At 68.8% G+C, this 13,336-nt stretch carries 15 protein-coding genes; 10 read left to right on the forward strand and 5 right to left on the reverse strand.

What is annotated here, in order from left to right; genetic code table 11:
• Positions 1-109 precede the first annotated feature (109 nt).
• Positions 110-874, reverse strand: coding sequence for a hypothetical protein (locus tag M0P34_RS00670; protein ID WP_291495273.1), 765 nt, complete (start codon positions 872-874; stop codon positions 110-112).
• A gap of 50 nt (positions 875-924) precedes the next feature.
• Positions 925-3,174 (reverse strand): type I DNA topoisomerase, encoded by a 2,250-nt coding sequence (gene topA, locus M0P34_RS00675; protein ID WP_291495275.1) that lies wholly within the window; start codon positions 3,172-3,174, stop codon positions 925-927.
• A gap of 164 nt (positions 3,175-3,338) precedes the next feature.
• Here topA and era point away from each other — a divergent pair, with 164 nt between their 5' ends.
• The 10 genes from era to fliQ all read left to right on the forward strand — a co-directional run bounded on the left by era (position 3,339) and on the right by fliQ (position 10,186).
• Entirely contained in the window at positions 3,339-4,262 is a 924-nt protein-coding gene (gene era / locus M0P34_RS00680; protein ID WP_291495277.1) for a GTPase Era, read from the forward strand.
• A gap of 107 nt (positions 4,263-4,369) precedes the next feature.
• Positions 4,370-5,080 carry a YggS family pyridoxal phosphate-dependent enzyme gene (locus tag M0P34_RS00685; RefSeq protein ID WP_366061706.1) on the forward strand — a complete coding sequence of 237 codons (711 nt, stop codon included), beginning with the start codon at positions 4,370-4,372 and terminating at the stop codon, positions 5,078-5,080.
• Between the two features lie 36 nt (positions 5,081-5,116).
• Positions 5,117-5,881 carry a MotA/TolQ/ExbB proton channel family protein gene (locus tag M0P34_RS00690; RefSeq protein WP_291495279.1) on the forward strand — a complete coding sequence of 255 codons (765 nt, stop codon included), beginning with the start codon at positions 5,117-5,119 and terminating at the stop codon, positions 5,879-5,881.
• Between the two features lie 14 nt (positions 5,882-5,895).
• A complete protein-coding gene (locus M0P34_RS00695; RefSeq protein WP_291495281.1) occupies positions 5,896-6,735 on the forward strand; it encodes a flagellar motor protein MotB in 840 nt (279 codons plus the stop codon).
• A gap of 3 nt (positions 6,736-6,738) precedes the next feature.
• Complete coding sequence (locus M0P34_RS00700) at positions 6,739-7,470, forward strand: OmpA family protein (protein ID WP_291495283.1); 732 nt, start codon at positions 6,739-6,741, stop codon at positions 7,468-7,470.
• Between the two features lie 30 nt (positions 7,471-7,500).
• On the forward strand, positions 7,501-8,019 hold the full coding sequence (locus M0P34_RS00705; protein WP_291495285.1) for a flagellar basal body-associated FliL family protein: 519 nt from the start codon (positions 7,501-7,503) through the stop codon (positions 8,017-8,019).
• 36 nt (positions 8,020-8,055) lie between these two features.
• Positions 8,056-8,598, forward strand: a complete 543-nt coding sequence (gene fliN, locus M0P34_RS00710) for a flagellar motor switch protein FliN (RefSeq protein ID WP_291495287.1) — start codon at positions 8,056-8,058, stop codon at positions 8,596-8,598.
• Between the two features lie 8 nt (positions 8,599-8,606).
• Complete coding sequence (fliO, locus tag M0P34_RS00715; RefSeq protein ID WP_291495289.1) at positions 8,607-9,161, forward strand: flagellar biosynthetic protein FliO; 555 nt, start codon at positions 8,607-8,609, stop codon at positions 9,159-9,161.
• On the forward strand, positions 9,094-9,894 hold the full coding sequence (gene fliP, locus M0P34_RS00720) for a flagellar type III secretion system pore protein FliP (RefSeq protein WP_291495290.1): 801 nt from the start codon (positions 9,094-9,096) through the stop codon (positions 9,892-9,894). The genes fliO and fliP overlap by 68 nt, the downstream gene beginning before the upstream one ends.
• 22 nt (positions 9,895-9,916) lie before the next feature.
• On the forward strand, positions 9,917-10,186 hold the full coding sequence (gene fliQ / locus M0P34_RS00725) for a flagellar biosynthesis protein FliQ (protein WP_291495292.1): 270 nt from the start codon (positions 9,917-9,919) through the stop codon (positions 10,184-10,186).
• 101 nt (positions 10,187-10,287) lie between these two features.
• Here the strand turns inward: fliQ and M0P34_RS00730 are convergent, their stop codons facing one another.
• The 3 genes from M0P34_RS00730 to M0P34_RS00740 form a co-directional block, all read right to left on the reverse strand.
• Complete coding sequence (locus tag M0P34_RS00730) at positions 10,288-11,514, reverse strand: EAL domain-containing protein (RefSeq protein WP_291495294.1); 1,227 nt, start codon at positions 11,512-11,514, stop codon at positions 10,288-10,290.
• A 75-nt stretch (positions 11,515-11,589) separates the two neighbouring features.
• A complete protein-coding gene (locus M0P34_RS00735) occupies positions 11,590-11,949 on the reverse strand; it encodes a P-II family nitrogen regulator (RefSeq protein WP_291495296.1) in 360 nt (119 codons plus the stop codon).
• A 40-nt stretch (positions 11,950-11,989) separates the two neighbouring features.
• A complete protein-coding gene (locus tag M0P34_RS00740) occupies positions 11,990-13,330 on the reverse strand; it encodes an ammonium transporter (RefSeq protein ID WP_291495308.1) in 1,341 nt (446 codons plus the stop codon).
• Between the last annotated feature and the right edge of the window lie 6 nt (positions 13,331-13,336).

Consider the following 13,336-nt stretch of genomic DNA (forward strand, 5'->3'; position numbering starts at 1 on the left):
CCTCCTCGTGGGGGAGTGGGCTGTTTGCGGGCGGCGGCGCCGCCGGGTCATCATCCATCAGAACGGCCCGCGGGGCAAGGCGGCAGCGGGGGCGCGGCCCGGATTGCCGCTAGCGGGGCCCGGGGGCCAGGCTCTGGCGCTCCTCGCGGGCTTCCGGGCAGCCCGGGGCCAGGGCCTCGGCCCGGTCCAGGGCCCGGGTGGCCTCGTCGGGCCAGCCGCCCCGGCGCAGGCTGCGGGCCGCCAGCACATACATGCGCTGGGGCCGGGTGCCGTAGATGCGGCCCACGAGGTTCTGGTAGTCGGCCCCGAAGACCTCGCGCACCAAGTCGTTCTGGGCGAAGAGGAAGCGCGCCAGCAGCTCGTTGTCCGCGTGCAGGGGCAGGTATTCGGCGAACAGCCGCCGGCAGATGGACAGCAGGAAGCGGATGCGGTTGACCTCGCGCTGGATGCTCTCGTTGGTCTGGTCCAGGACGCCGAAGAGGTCGTCGCCGATGCTCGAGCCCCGCCCGTTGCGGTCCTGGTGGCGCATTTTGCGGAACCAGGGCGCGTAGGTCTGCTGCTGGTAGGCGTCCTCGCGCAGCTTCATGGCGTCGTGGAAGATGTAGCCCACGCTCCAGTCCAGAAACTGGCCCAGGCGCCGGGCCCCGGGGCGGTCGTCGTGCTTGAAGAGCACATGGGCCGTGTCCTTGAGGTGCCACAGCAGGCCCTTGTTCATTTCCTGGCCCAGCAGGTGGGAGAGCAGCGCGAAATCCACATGGCCGCTGCGGTCCAGCAGGCGGAAGCCCGATTCCAGCTCGCGGCTGGCGAGGCAGAAGTCGCGCAGCACGTCGCGCACGAACTCGGGCAGCTTGGCCGTGATCCACTTCTTGGACATGCGTGCTGGGCTCTCTTGCCCCTGGGGGCGGCGGCGCGTCCGGCGCCGGGCTATTCGTCCAGGTCCTGGGTGTGGCGGCAGGCCTTGTTGGGGCAGGCCAGGTGCCGCCCCCGGGCCTTGGTGCTCTTCTCTTCGAGGATGGGCGAGCCGCAGGCCGGGCAGGGCGTCTGCACCGGCTTGTTCCACAGGGCGTAGTCGCACTCGGGGTAGCGGCTGCACGAGAAGAACAGCTTGCCCCGGCGCGAGGACTTCTCCACCAGTTCGCCCTTGCCGCATTGCGGGCAGGGCACGCCCGTGGAAAAGGGCTCGGCGTAGGTGCAGTCGGGGTAGTTGTTGCAGGCGATGAAGCGGCTGCCCGTGCGCGCGTTCTTGATCACCAGGTCCCCGCCGCAGTCGGGGCAGGCGCGCCCGACCTTTTCGGGCTCGACCCGCGCGGCCTCGACGATCTCGATGCGGCCTTCCTCGTTGCGCGTGAAGTTCTTGGTGTTGCGGCAGTCGGGGTAGCCCGTGCAGGCCAGGAAGGTGCCCGCGCGGCCGAACTTGATGACCATGGGCTTGCCGCAGACCTCGCAGACGACCCCGGTGTCCAGCCCGGCCTTGACCCGGCGCATGTCCTTGCGGGCCTGCTCCAGGGCGGGGTAGAAGTCGGCGGTGAAGTCCTTGAGCAGCGCGATCCAGTCCTGCTGGCCGTCGGCGACCTTGTCCAGGCCCTCCTCCATGCCCGCGGTGAAGCCCACGTCCATGAGCTGGGGGAAGTGCTCGCTCAGCAGGTCGCTGACCACCACGCCCAGGTCCGTGGGCGCGAAGCGCTTGTTGACCTGCTCCACATACTCGCGGCCCAGGATGGTCGAGATGATGGCCGCGTAGGTCGAGGGGCGGCCGATGCCGCGCTCCTCCAGTTCGCGCACCAGGGATGCCTCGTTGTAGCGCGGCGGGGGCTGGGTGAACTTCTGCTCCTTGGAGAAGTCGGCCAGGGTCAGCTCCTGTCCGGGCTCCAGGCGCGGCAGCTCGTTGTCCGGCCCCTGCTCGTCGTCCTGTCCGCCCAGGACCCTGAGGAAGCCCGGGAAGAGCATCCGCTCGCCCGTGGCGCGCCACAGGGTCGTGCCGGCGGCGATGTCCACGGTGGTGTCCCAGAAGCGGGCGGCGGCCATTTGCGAGGCCACGAAGCGGCGCCAGATGAGCTTGTAGAGCTGGAACTGCTCGGCGGGCAGGGCGGCCTGCACGTCCTCGGGGGTGATGGCCACGTCCACCGGGCGGATGGCCTCGTGGGCGTCCTGGGCCGAGGCCTTGGTCTTGAAGTGGCGGGCCTTGGGCGGGTAGAACTCTGCGCCGAAGCGCTCGACGATGAACTCGCGGGCCGCGTCGCGGGCGTCGTCGGCGATGCGCACCGAGTCGGTACGCATGTAGGTGATCAGCGCGGTCAGGCCCCGGTCGCCGCCAAGCTCCACGCCCTCGTACAGGCGCTGGGCCGCGCCCATGGTCTTCTTGGCCGAGTAGCCCAGGCGGCGGTTGGCGTCCTGTTGCAGGGTGGAGGTGATGTAGGGCGGGGCGGGCTGGCGGGTGCGCTCCTTCTGGGCCACGTCGGCCACGACGAAGGGCCCCCTGCGGGCCTCGTCCTCCACGGCCTGGGCGGCCCGGGCGTCGCCCACCTCGGCCTTCTTGCCGTCGACCCGGGCCAGGTCGGCCACGAAGACGGGCGGCTCGGGCCCGGCCAGGGTGGCCCGCAGCACCCAGTACTCCTCGGGCACGAAGGCCAGGCGCTCCTTCTCGCGGTCCACGATGAGCTTGAGGGCCACGGACTGCACACGCCCGGCGGAGATGCCGCTCTTGACCTTCTTCCACAGCAGCGGGGAGACCTTGTAGCCCACCAGCCGGTCGAGCACGCGCCGGGCCTGCTGGGAGTTGAACAGGTCCTGGTTCAGCTCGCGGGGGTGCTCCAGGGCCTCGCGCACGGCCCGGGCGGTGATCTCGTTGAACTGGATGCGGCTTATGGCCTTGCTCTTGTCCTTGATCAGCTCGGCCACATGCCAGGCGATGGCCTCGCCCTCGCGGTCGGGGTCCGGGGCGAGGTAGACGTTGTCGGCCTTGGCCGCTGCGCTGGTCAGCCGGTCCACGACCTTTTCCTTGCCGCCGATGATGCGGTACTCGGGCTCGAAGGTGTCCTCGTCCACGCCCAGGGCCTTGGGCGGCAGGTCGCGGACATGGCCCACGGAGGCTTCCACGGCGTAGTTGCGCCCCAGGAACTTCTTGATGGTCTTCACCTTGGCCGGGGACTCGACGATGATCAGGCTTTTGCTCATAGATGAGGGTTCCGATAGCCGAAGGCCCGCCCCAAGGCAAGCCTTGCATTTCAAGATGAATTGGTGGACTTTCGCAATTTCGCGCGCAAGTGTATAGGGTATATCATCGCCGCGCGGAGTCAACCGGCCCGGCCCGGGCCGCCCCCAGGGAGCAGCAACCAGGCATGAGCACGAACGAAACGTCCTTCCGCTTCGGGACGGTGGCCCTGCTCGGGCCGCCCAACGCGGGCAAGTCGACCCTGCTGAACACCGTGCTCGGGCAGAAGGTGGCCATCGTCACCCCCAAGCCCCAGACCACGCGCAACCAGATCACGGGCATCCGCACCGAGGAGCGCGCGCAGATCGTCTTTCTCGACACCCCGGGCGTGCACCGCATGAAGGGGCGCATGAACCGTTTCCTGAACCTCGCGGCCTGGCAGGCCGTGGAGCGGGCCGACGCGGTGGTGGTCCTGGTCGACGCGGACCTCTACGCCAGGAAGCCGGCCCTGCTGGACAAGGAACTCGCGCCCCTGGCGGAGGGCGTGCGCCGCCTGGCCCAGCCGGTGCTCGTGGCGGTGAACAAGACCGACCTTGTGCGCGACAAGGCCGCGCTCCTGCCCGTGATGCGCGCCCTGGGCGAGCTGTGGCCGCAGGCCGAGCTGTTCCCGGTGTCGGCCGCCACGGGCCAGGGCGTGGCCGAGCTGCTGGACGCCGTGCGCCCCGCCCTGCCCGAGGGCGAGGCCCTGTTCCCCGAGGACCAGCTCTCCACCCTGTCCCTGCGCTTTTTGGCCGCCGAGGCCATCCGCGAGCAGCTCTTTCTGGCCCTGCGCCAGGAGCTGCCCTATTCCGTGGCCGTGGAGATCGAGCAGTGGGAAGAGGACGAGGACGGCCTGACGCGCATCGGCGGGCTGATCTGGGTCGGACGCGACAGCCACAAGGCCATGGTCATCGGCAAGGGCGGCCAGACCCTCAAGGCCGTGGGCCAGGCCGCGCGCCAGGAACTCAAGGCCCTGGTGGGCGGCAAGGTCCACCTGGAGCTGTGGGTCAAGGTCCGCCGCGACTGGACCGAGGACCCGCACTTCCTGCGCGGCCTGGGCCTGGGGGACTAGGGCGGGGTAATCGTGGGCGGCCTTCGGGCCGATAGGAACAAAAGGACCGGACTTGCGGGCCGCCTGCGCGCTGGCGGCCCGCAAAGACGCAAAGGAAGAAGAGGACAGTGCACGACGACATGCAAACGGATATCGCCCGGCGGCTGGCGGAGCTGCGCGGGGAGATCGGCGCGGCGGCGCGCGAGTCGGGGCGCCGCCCCGAGGATGTGACCCTGGTGGCGGTGTCCAAGTGGCACCCGGCGGCCGCCGTGCGCGCGGCGGCCCTGGCCGGGCAGCGCGACTTCGGCGAGAACTATGTGCAGGAGGCCCTGGCCAAGCAGGACGAGCTGGCCGGGCTCGGCCTGCGCTGGCACTTCACCGGGGCCTTGCAGAGCAACAAGGCCAAGTTTCTTCCCGGGCGCTTCGTGCTGGTGCATACCATCGACTCGGAGAAACTGGCCCGGACATTGCATGACCGCATCGCGGCAGCCTGCGCCCCGGTACAGGACGTGCTCATAGAGGTCAATCTGGCGCGGGAGAGTCAGAAAGCGGGCGTTGCCGAAGCCGACCTTCCCGGGCTGGCCGACACCCTGGCCGGCCTGGGGACCATGCGCCTGACCGGGCTCATGGCCCTCCCGCCCTTCGACCTGGCCCCCGAGGCCCGCCGACCGCTGTTCGCCCGGCTGCGCACCCTGCGCGAGGGCCTGGAGCGGCGCCTGGGCCACGGCCTCCCCGTCCTGTCCATGGGCATGACGGACGATTTCCGCCAGGCGATCCTGGAGGGGGCGACGGTGGTCCGGGTGGGCACGCGCATCTTCGGCGCGCGTCCGCGAAAGTAGGCAAACCGCAAGGGGCCGCGCAGGCAAGAGGGATTCATGGATCTCGCAACCGTAATCGGGCTGGTCATCTCCTTCGGCCTGGTGGCCGCGGCCATCATCACCGGCGGCACGCCGCTGATCTTCATCGACGTGCCGTCCATGCTCATCGTCTTCGGCGGCACCATCGGCGCCACCCTGGTCACCTTCCCCCTGCCCAAGATGCTCACGGTCATCGCCGTGACTCGCAACACGTTCTTCTCGTCCCTGGAGAGCCCCGCGGAGATCATCGAGAAGTTCATGGACTACGCCAACCGCGCCCGGCGCGAGGGCATCCTGTCCCTGGAGCCGATCATCAAGGAGATCGACGACTTCTATCTGCGCAAGGGCTTGCAGCTCACCGTGGACGGCCTGGAGCCCCAGACCATCCAGGAGGTGCTGGAAACCGAGATCCAGTACCTGGAGGAGCGCCACGAAACCGGCGCCGAGCTGCTGCTGACCCTGGGCACCTATGCCCCGGCCATGGGCATGATCGGCACGGTCATCGGCCTGGTGCAGATGCTCCAGACCATGAACGACCCCTCCACCATCGGCCCGGCCATGGCCGTGGCGCTGATCACCACCTTCTACGGCGCGCTGCTGGCCAACCTGGTCTTCAACCCCATGGCGGGCAAGCTCAAGGGGCGCAGCAAGGAGGAGGTCCTGCTCAAGGAGATGGTCCTGCTCGGCATCCTGTCCATCTCCAAGGGCGAGAACCCGCGCATCATCGAGGAGAAGCTGTCCAGCTTCCTGCCGCCCAAGGTCCGCAAGCAGGAAGCGGCCTAGGCCCGGAGCGCAGCATGGCCCGCAAGGAGAAGCAGGAAAAACCCCAGGGGCAGCCCGGCTGGCTGATCACCTTCTCGGACATGATGACCCTCATGCTGACCTTCTTCGTGCTCCTGGTGAGCATGGCCGTGCTCGACGAACGGCGCAAGCTGGTGGTCCTGGGGTCGATCATCGGCACCTTCGGCGTGGGCCGCCAGGGCCACGACGTGCTCTCCCAGCGCGACCGGCGCACCTCCGTGGAGCCCGGGCCCATGGAGATGGACAGCATCAACGACCTCGAGCCCCTGCGCGAGATGATCTGGGAGGACATCGAGGACGACCTGGACTTCGCCTCCAGCAAGTTCGTGCAGGTGTTCTCCATCCCCGACGACGTGCTCTTCGAGCCCGGGGGCGCGAACCTGCGGCCCCGGGGGCGGCAGATCCTGGAGGCGGCCCTGCCGGTGTTCCTCCAGGTGCGCGTGCCGCTGCTCCTGGCCGGGCACACCTCGACCCTGCGCGACGAGGAGCAGGAGTCCTTCCGCGTGGAGGACCTGGACCAGAGCATGGACCTTTCCTGGCGGCTGTCCTTCACCCGGGTGATGACGGTCTACCGCTTCCTGACCGCCGCGGGCATGGACCCGGAGATGCTGCGCGTGGAGGCTTTCGGCCGCTTCCATCCCCGGCACACGGTGCTGACCGCCGACGGGCGGCGCAAGAACCGCCGGGTGGACATCATCCTGGACAAGCGCAACGCGCAGTGGCAGGCGCACATGGGCCTTTTGCACCAGCCCGGGGCCGAGGAGGTTTTCGAGTACAAGGACTTCATCTTCCGCTTCGAGAACCGGGGGGCGCCCGGCGCGCCCGAGGGGCCCTAGGCCGTGGCCCGCAAGCGCAAGTCCAGCCCCGGGGCCGCCGGGGACGGCTGGCTGGTCACCTTCGGCGACCTGGTGACCCTGCTGTTGACGTTTTTCGTGCTGCTGCTCAGTATGTCCTCCATGGACCGCAGCGTGCTGACGCGCATCACGTTTTTCGCCGATGATGTCGGATTTCTGACAAACCGCAGCGCAGGGCTCATCCCCCAGCGGGTCCGGCTGGTCATCGACGCCCTGGACAAGCCCTGGGAAGTGCTCGAGAAGCAAAAGCGCATCAAGGACCTGCTGTTCCCCGAGGACGAGCTGCCCCCGGAGATCAGCCGCAGCACCCTGGACGCCAACCTCCAGGTGCTGGCCCGGCCCGAGGGCGTGGCCCTGGTGCTGACCGACGCGCTGCTGTTTCCCTCGGGCGGGTCGCGGCTCTCCGACGCGGCGCGCAAGATGCTGGACTCGGTCTACGAGGTGCTGCTGTTCATGCCCGCGCCGGTGAACGTGTCGGGCTACACCGACGACGTGGGCGGCGACGCGGCCGCCAACTACGTCCTGTCGGGCGAGCGGGCCCTGGCCGTGTTGGAGTATTTTTTGACCCGCGGGCTGCCGCCGGAGCGTTTTTCCGTGTCCGGCTACGGCCCGGCCTGGCCCATCGCCGACAACGCCACCGAGGCGGGGCGGGCCCAGAACCGCAGGGTGGAAATCCTGCTCAAGACCACGCCCTGGCTCGGCGCCTACGTCCAATAGCCGGGGCAGCGTCGCAACCAAGGAGGAACCATGGCCGACGAACAACTCGAAGCCCCCAAGGGCGGCAAGAAGGGCGGCAAGCTCAAGTGGATCATCATCGCCGTGGTCATCCTGGCCCTGCTTGGCGGGGCGGGCTTCTTCCTGCGCGACCAGATCATGGGCCTTGTGGGCATGGGGCCCAAGGCGGCGGAGCAGGGCGGCGAGGCCCAGTCCGCCGACCCGGCCGCCGCCGAGGCCGAGCCCAAGGACACCGAACTCGTGTCCCTGCCCACGTTCCTGGTCAACCTGGCCGACCCCCTGGGGCGGCGCTACCTGAAGCTGTCCATGGACGTGGAACTGCGCAACAAGGACGCCGCGGAAAAGATCAAGAAGAACGAGCCCAAGGTCCGCGACGCGGTGAACCTGCTGCTGTCGAGCAAGACCTTCGCCGACCTGTCGAGCATGGAGAGCAAGCTGGCCCTCAAGGACGAGATCGTCAGCAGGCTGAACCAGATCGTGGGCGGTTCCATGGTCCTTCGGGTCTATTTCACCGAGATGGTCGTCCAGTAGCCCCGGGGCGGCCCCAATCAGCAAAGAGGTGACGGCATGGAAAAGGATCTGGATCAAGACGCCCTGGCCGACGAGTGGGCCGCCGCGCTGGAAGAGAGCGGCGACCTGGACGCCGCCGCCGACGCCAAGGCCATGAAACCCTCGGGCGGCGGGCAGGACGACGACGCCCTGGCCGCCGAGTGGGCCGCGGCCCTGGCCAGCGAGGAAGAGGCCAAGATGGACAAGGAGTCGCGCCAGGCCGGGCTGGCCGCCCAGAGCACCGACGCGCGCTTCAAGGACCTGACCGAGGAGGCCAAGGCCCCCAGGCCCGACGGCGCCAAGCGCGACCTGGACTTCATCCTGGACATCCCCCTGGACGTGTCCGCCGAGCTGGGGCGCACCAAGCTGCTCATCAACGAGCTGCTCCAGCTGGGCCAGGGCTCGGTCATCGAGCTGAACAAGCTGGCTGGCGAACCCCTGGAGATCTATGTCAACGGCAAGCTCGTGGCGCGCGGCGAGGCGGTGGTCATCAACGAGAAGTTCGGCGTGCGCCTGACGGACATCATAAGCCCCATCGAGCGCGTGAAGCAGCTCGCCTAGGGGGAACCATGTCGCGTACGCGCATTGTCGCCCTGGCCGCCGCCGTCGCCTGGCCGCTGCGGGCCGGGCTGGCCCTGGCCGCCGAGCAGGCGGCCAACGCCACGGCCCAGGCGGCCAATGCCACGGCCCAGGCCCTGGACTCCGTCGGCCAGACCGCTTCCGGGGCCGCCGGGGCCCTTTCCGACGCCCTGGGCCCCGGCGCCGGGGAGGGCGTCAAAACCCTGCCCCAGGCCGGCGACATGACCGGCGCCCTGCTCCAGGTGGCGGGGGTGCTGTGCCTGCTGCTGGCCGTCATCTTCGTGGGCTTCTGGCTGCTCAAGCGCTTCGGCAGGCGCATGGGCCTTGGGGTTTTCGGCTCGGGCGACCTGCGCATCGAGGGCGCCATGAGCCTGGGGCCCAAGAAAAGCGTCGTCGTGGTCCGGTTCTTGAATAAGCGGATGGTGCTCGGCGTCACCGACGCCTCCATCAATCTGCTGACGCAAATGGATACCGGCGATGACACTGCCCGAAAGGATTTCGATACGGCCCTCAAGGAGGCTCGCGTCAAGGACGGCCCTGTGTAGCCTCCTGCTCCTCCTGCTGGCGCCCCTGGCGGCGGCCCTGGCCCAGGACGCCACCGTGCCCACCCTGCAACTCAACCTCGCCGCCGGGCAGACGGAGCCGGAAAAGGTCGCCACAACCCTGGAGATCCTCTTCCTGCTCACGGTGCTTTCCGTGGCGCCGTCCATCGTGCTGACGGCCACCTCGTTCACGCGCATCATCATCGTCTTCTCGTTCCTGCGCCAGGCCCTGGGCACCAACCAGGTGCCGCCCAACCAGGTGCTGGCCTCCCTGGCCATCTTCATGACCGTGATGATCATGATGCCCACGGGCACGCGCATCAACGACGAGGCCCTGCAACCCTACCTGAACGAGGACATCGGCTTCCGGGACGCGCTGCACAAGGCCGAGGTGCCCCTGCGCGAGTTCCTTTTCAAGCACACCCGCGAGAAGGACCTGTCCGTCTTCTACTCCATCTCGCGCCTGGACCGGCCCCAGAACAAGGACGAGGTGCCCACCCCCCTGCTGGTGGCCGCCTATGTCATCAGCGAGCTGAAGACGGCCTTCCAGATCGGCTTTCTCATCTACATCCCCTTCCTGGTCCTGGACATGGTGGTCTCGTCCATCCTGCTGGCCATGGGCATGATGATGCTGCCGCCGGTGATGATCTCGCTGCCGTTCAAGCTGCTGCTGTTCGTGATGGTCGACGGCTGGAATCTTCTGACCGGCTCGCTGGTCAACAGTTTCGCGGCCTGACGCCGCGCCCGGAGGCTCGCGCATGACTCCCGAATTCGTCGTCGGCTTCGCCCGCCAGGCCATCGAGATGACCCTGCTCATCTCCCTGCCCATGCTCGGGGTGGGGCTGGTGGTGGGCCTGACCATCAGCATCCTGCAGGCCGCCACGCAGATCCAGGAGATGACCCTGACCTTCATCCCCAAGATCCTGGCCATTTTCGTGGCCCTGCTCATCGCCTTTCCGTGGATCATGGACAAGATGATCACCTACACCCGCGAGCTGCTGCTGAACCTGCCCAACTATGTGGGCTGAGGCGCGCGCCTCGGCGTTGCGCGGGTTTCAGGGCGCCCCCCGGCATGGCCGGGGGGCGCCCTGGTCTTTGGCCCCGCGCGGCCCCGGCCGGGCCCCGGGGCTCAGCGCCGCACGCTGATGTCCACGCACAGGACGAAGGTCCGCCCGGCCCGGTCGGCGAAGCGCGCGGAGATGGTCGAACACAGGTTGCCGCTGGCCAGGGAGAGGTAGGGTTCGGTGGTGTACTTTTCCAGCCCGGCGGACAGCGGCAGGAAGTACTCCTTGAGGGAGTGGTCCGTCCCGCGCGGGGCGGGGCGGTAAATGAAACGCCGGGCCTCGCTTACGACGCAGGGGTTGCAGACGGTGGCGCTGACCTGGCGGCCTGCGGTGTTGAGCACATACATGCACTCGATGTCCTCGTGGGCGTGCAGGAGCTCGGTCAGGGTCTGGTCGAACTGGCGCGGCACCCGCGCGCCCAGCGCCCCGGCGATGCCGCGCAGGGCGCGGTCGTAGGTTTCGTGCAGGGTCCTTTTCGCGTTGATGGCCGCGACGGCGGCGCGCCGGAAGCTGCGGGCCGCCGAGGCCACCCGGCGCGGGGTCGGCGGGGGCTCGCCGTCCAGGGGGGCGGGCCTGGCGAAGTAGAAGCCCTGGAAGATGTCCACGCCCAGGGCCATCAGTTCGAGCACCTCGGCCTCCTGCTCCACGCCCTCGGCCACGACCAGGGCCCCGATGCTGCGCGCCAGGCGCACCAGGGCCTTGGCGATTTCCAGGCGGTGGTATTCGCGGTGGATGTCGCGGATCAGGCCCTTGTCGATCTTGATGATGTCGGGCTTGATCTGCGAGACGCGGTCCAGGTTGGAATGCCCGGTGCCGATGTCGTCCAGGGCGATGAGGAAGCCGTGGCCGCGGTAGGTCTTGATGAAGCGGTCCAGGACTTCGGCGTCCCGGACCCTGGACTCGATGATTTCGATGACCACGTTGGCCGGGTTGAGCCCCGCCTGGCGGGTGGCCTCCAGAAACCTGCCCGAGCCGAGGATGCTTTTGCCCACCAGGGACATGTCCAGGTTCACGGACAGGATCAGGTCCTTGCGCCGGGCCAGGACCGGGGCGAAGCGGCGCATGGCCAGCTGACGGCAGAGGCGGTCCAGGGCCAGGCGCCGGGTGGGGGTGGCGGCGAGGCGGAAGAGCACGTCGGGCGGCACGCTGGGGCCGCCCCCGGGCGGGATGCCCCGGGACAGGGCCTCCACGGCCACCACGCTCCCGGCCTTGATGGAGATCATGGGCTGGAACAGCGTGAGGATGCGGTCTTCGCGGGCCAGGGTGCGGTGGTCGAGTGCGGGGGCTGGCATGGGGGGGCGCGTTCCGTGGCGAAAGGGGAGGCGCCCCGGGCCGGGTGGGGTCCGGCCCGGGGCTGGGGGAGGGGGTCAGGGTGCGGTGCGGGTCGCCGCCACGGCGGCGATGTCCGATTCCCCGGTGCGGATGCGCAGGGAGCGCGCGATGTCGAGCACGAAGATCACGCCGTCGCCCTCCCTGCCCGTGCGGGCGCCGGTCTCGATGGCCTTGAGGGCGGCATCGAGGAAGGAGTCGTTGACGCCGATTTCCAGGCGGACCTTCTTGAGCAGGTTCACCTCCATGACCACGCCCCGGTAGGTCTCGGTGAAGCCCTTCTGGCGGCCCGAGCCGAGCACGTTGGTCACGGTCATGCTGAATATTTCCTGGGCGTAGAGGGCCTGCTTGACCGCAGTCAGCCTCTCGGGCCGGATGTATGCGACGATGAGTTTCATGGCTCCTCCGGTGATGCTTGGTTGGGTGGCGGGGACGCGCCTACTCGTTGGAGAAGATCTGGAAGCCGGAATAGGCCTCCATGCCGTGTTCGGTGATGTCCAGGCCCTTGAGCTCCTCCTCCTCGCTGACGCGGATGCCCACGACGGCCTTGAGAACGGAGAAGACGACCCAGCCCATGCCGAAGGCCCAGACGAACACGGCGCCCACGCCCACGAGCTGGGTGGTCAAGACGGAGAACTCGCCGCCGTAGAACAGGCCGGTGGACCCGCCGAAGCCCGGGGCGGCCAGGAGCCCGGCCATGATGGTGCCGTAGGCGCCGCACACGCCGTGAACGGAGACCGCGCCGACGGGGTCGTCGATCCTGAGCACCTGGTCGATGAAGACCACGGACAGGACCACCAGGACGCCGCCGCCAAGGCCGGTGATCATCGCACCCACGGGGGACAGCTCGTAGCAGCCCGCAGTGATGGCCACCAGCCCCGCCAGGGCGCCGTTCATGGTCATGGACGCGTCGGGCTTGCCGTACTTGATCCAGGCCGTGAACATGGCGCCCAGGGTGCCCGTGCAGGCGGCCAGGGAGGTGTTCAGGGCGATGTAGCCGATGGTGCCGTCGGCCACGGTGGTGGAGCCGGGGTTGAAGCCGAACCAGCCGAACCACAGGATGAACACGCCCAGGGCCGCCAGGGGGATGTTGTGGCCGGGGATGGCGTTGGCCTTGCCGTCGGCGGTGTACTTGCCGATGCGCGGGCCAAGGACCACGGCCCCGGCCAGGGCGACCCAGCCGCCCACCGAGTGGACCACGGTGGACCCGGCGAAATCGATGAAGCCCATGGCCTCCAGCCAGCCGCCCTCGCCGCCCCACAGCCCGCCCCAGGCCCAGTGGCCGGAGATGGGGTAGACCACGCCGGTGACCAGGACGCTGGCCAGGATGTAGGAGCTGAACTTGGTGCGCTCGGCGATGCCGCCGGAGACGATGGTGGCGGCGGTGGCGGCGAAGACGCTCTGGAAGAACCAGAAGGTCAGGGTCCACATGCCGTCGGCGGTGCTGGCGTCGGCGCCGGACAGGGCGAAGCCCGAGCCGCCGATGAAGCCGCCGATGGAGTCGCCGAACATGAAGGCGAAGCCGACGAGGAAGAAGACCACCGAGCCCGCGGCGAAGTCGATGAAGTTCTTCATCAGGATGTTGCCCGCGTTCTTGGCGCGGGTGAAGCCTGCCTCGACCATGGCGAACCCGGCCTGCATGAACATGACCAGTATGGCGGCCACCAGGGTCCAAAGGATGTTGGCGTTGTCCTGGGTCAGCAGTTCGGGGGCGTCCTGGGCCAGGGCGCACGCGGGTGACGAGGCGGCCACGGCGAGGGCCCCCAGGGCGAAGTACAGCCCGGA

Origin of the sequence: Desulfocurvus sp. (genome assembly GCF_023230885.1) — a bacterium.
Classification (GTDB): Bacteria; Desulfobacterota; Desulfovibrionia; order Desulfovibrionales; family Desulfovibrionaceae; genus Desulfocurvus.

Excerpts from the sequence above, each read along its gene's own strand:
- M0P34_RS00730 (WP_291495294.1), bottom strand. The coding sequence starts at position 11,514 with ATGCCAGCCCCCGCACTCGACCACCGCACCCTGGCCCGCGAAGACCGC.
- M0P34_RS00695 (WP_291495281.1), top strand. The coding sequence starts at position 5,896 with ATGGCCCGCAAGGAGAAGCAGGAAAAACCCCAGGGGCAGCCCGGCTGG.
- era (WP_291495277.1), top strand. The coding sequence starts at position 3,339 with ATGAGCACGAACGAAACGTCCTTCCGCTTCGGGACGGTGGCCCTGCTC.
- fliO (WP_291495289.1), top strand. The coding sequence starts at position 8,607 with ATGTCGCGTACGCGCATTGTCGCCCTGGCCGCCGCCGTCGCCTGGCCG.
- M0P34_RS00670 (WP_291495273.1), bottom strand. The coding sequence starts at position 874 with ATGTCCAAGAAGTGGATCACGGCCAAGCTGCCCGAGTTCGTGCGCGAC.
- M0P34_RS00690 (WP_291495279.1), top strand. The coding sequence starts at position 5,117 with ATGGATCTCGCAACCGTAATCGGGCTGGTCATCTCCTTCGGCCTGGTG.
- fliP (WP_291495290.1), top strand. The coding sequence starts at position 9,094 with ATGACACTGCCCGAAAGGATTTCGATACGGCCCTCAAGGAGGCTCGCG.
- fliQ (WP_291495292.1), top strand. The coding sequence starts at position 9,917 with ATGACTCCCGAATTCGTCGTCGGCTTCGCCCGCCAGGCCATCGAGATG.
- fliN (WP_291495287.1), top strand. The coding sequence starts at position 8,056 with ATGGAAAAGGATCTGGATCAAGACGCCCTGGCCGACGAGTGGGCCGCC.
- M0P34_RS00735 (WP_291495296.1), bottom strand. The coding sequence starts at position 11,949 with ATGAAACTCATCGTCGCATACATCCGGCCCGAGAGGCTGACTGCGGTC.
- M0P34_RS00705 (WP_291495285.1), top strand. The coding sequence starts at position 7,501 with ATGGCCGACGAACAACTCGAAGCCCCCAAGGGCGGCAAGAAGGGCGGC.
- topA (WP_291495275.1), bottom strand. The coding sequence starts at position 3,174 with ATGAGCAAAAGCCTGATCATCGTCGAGTCCCCGGCCAAGGTGAAGACC.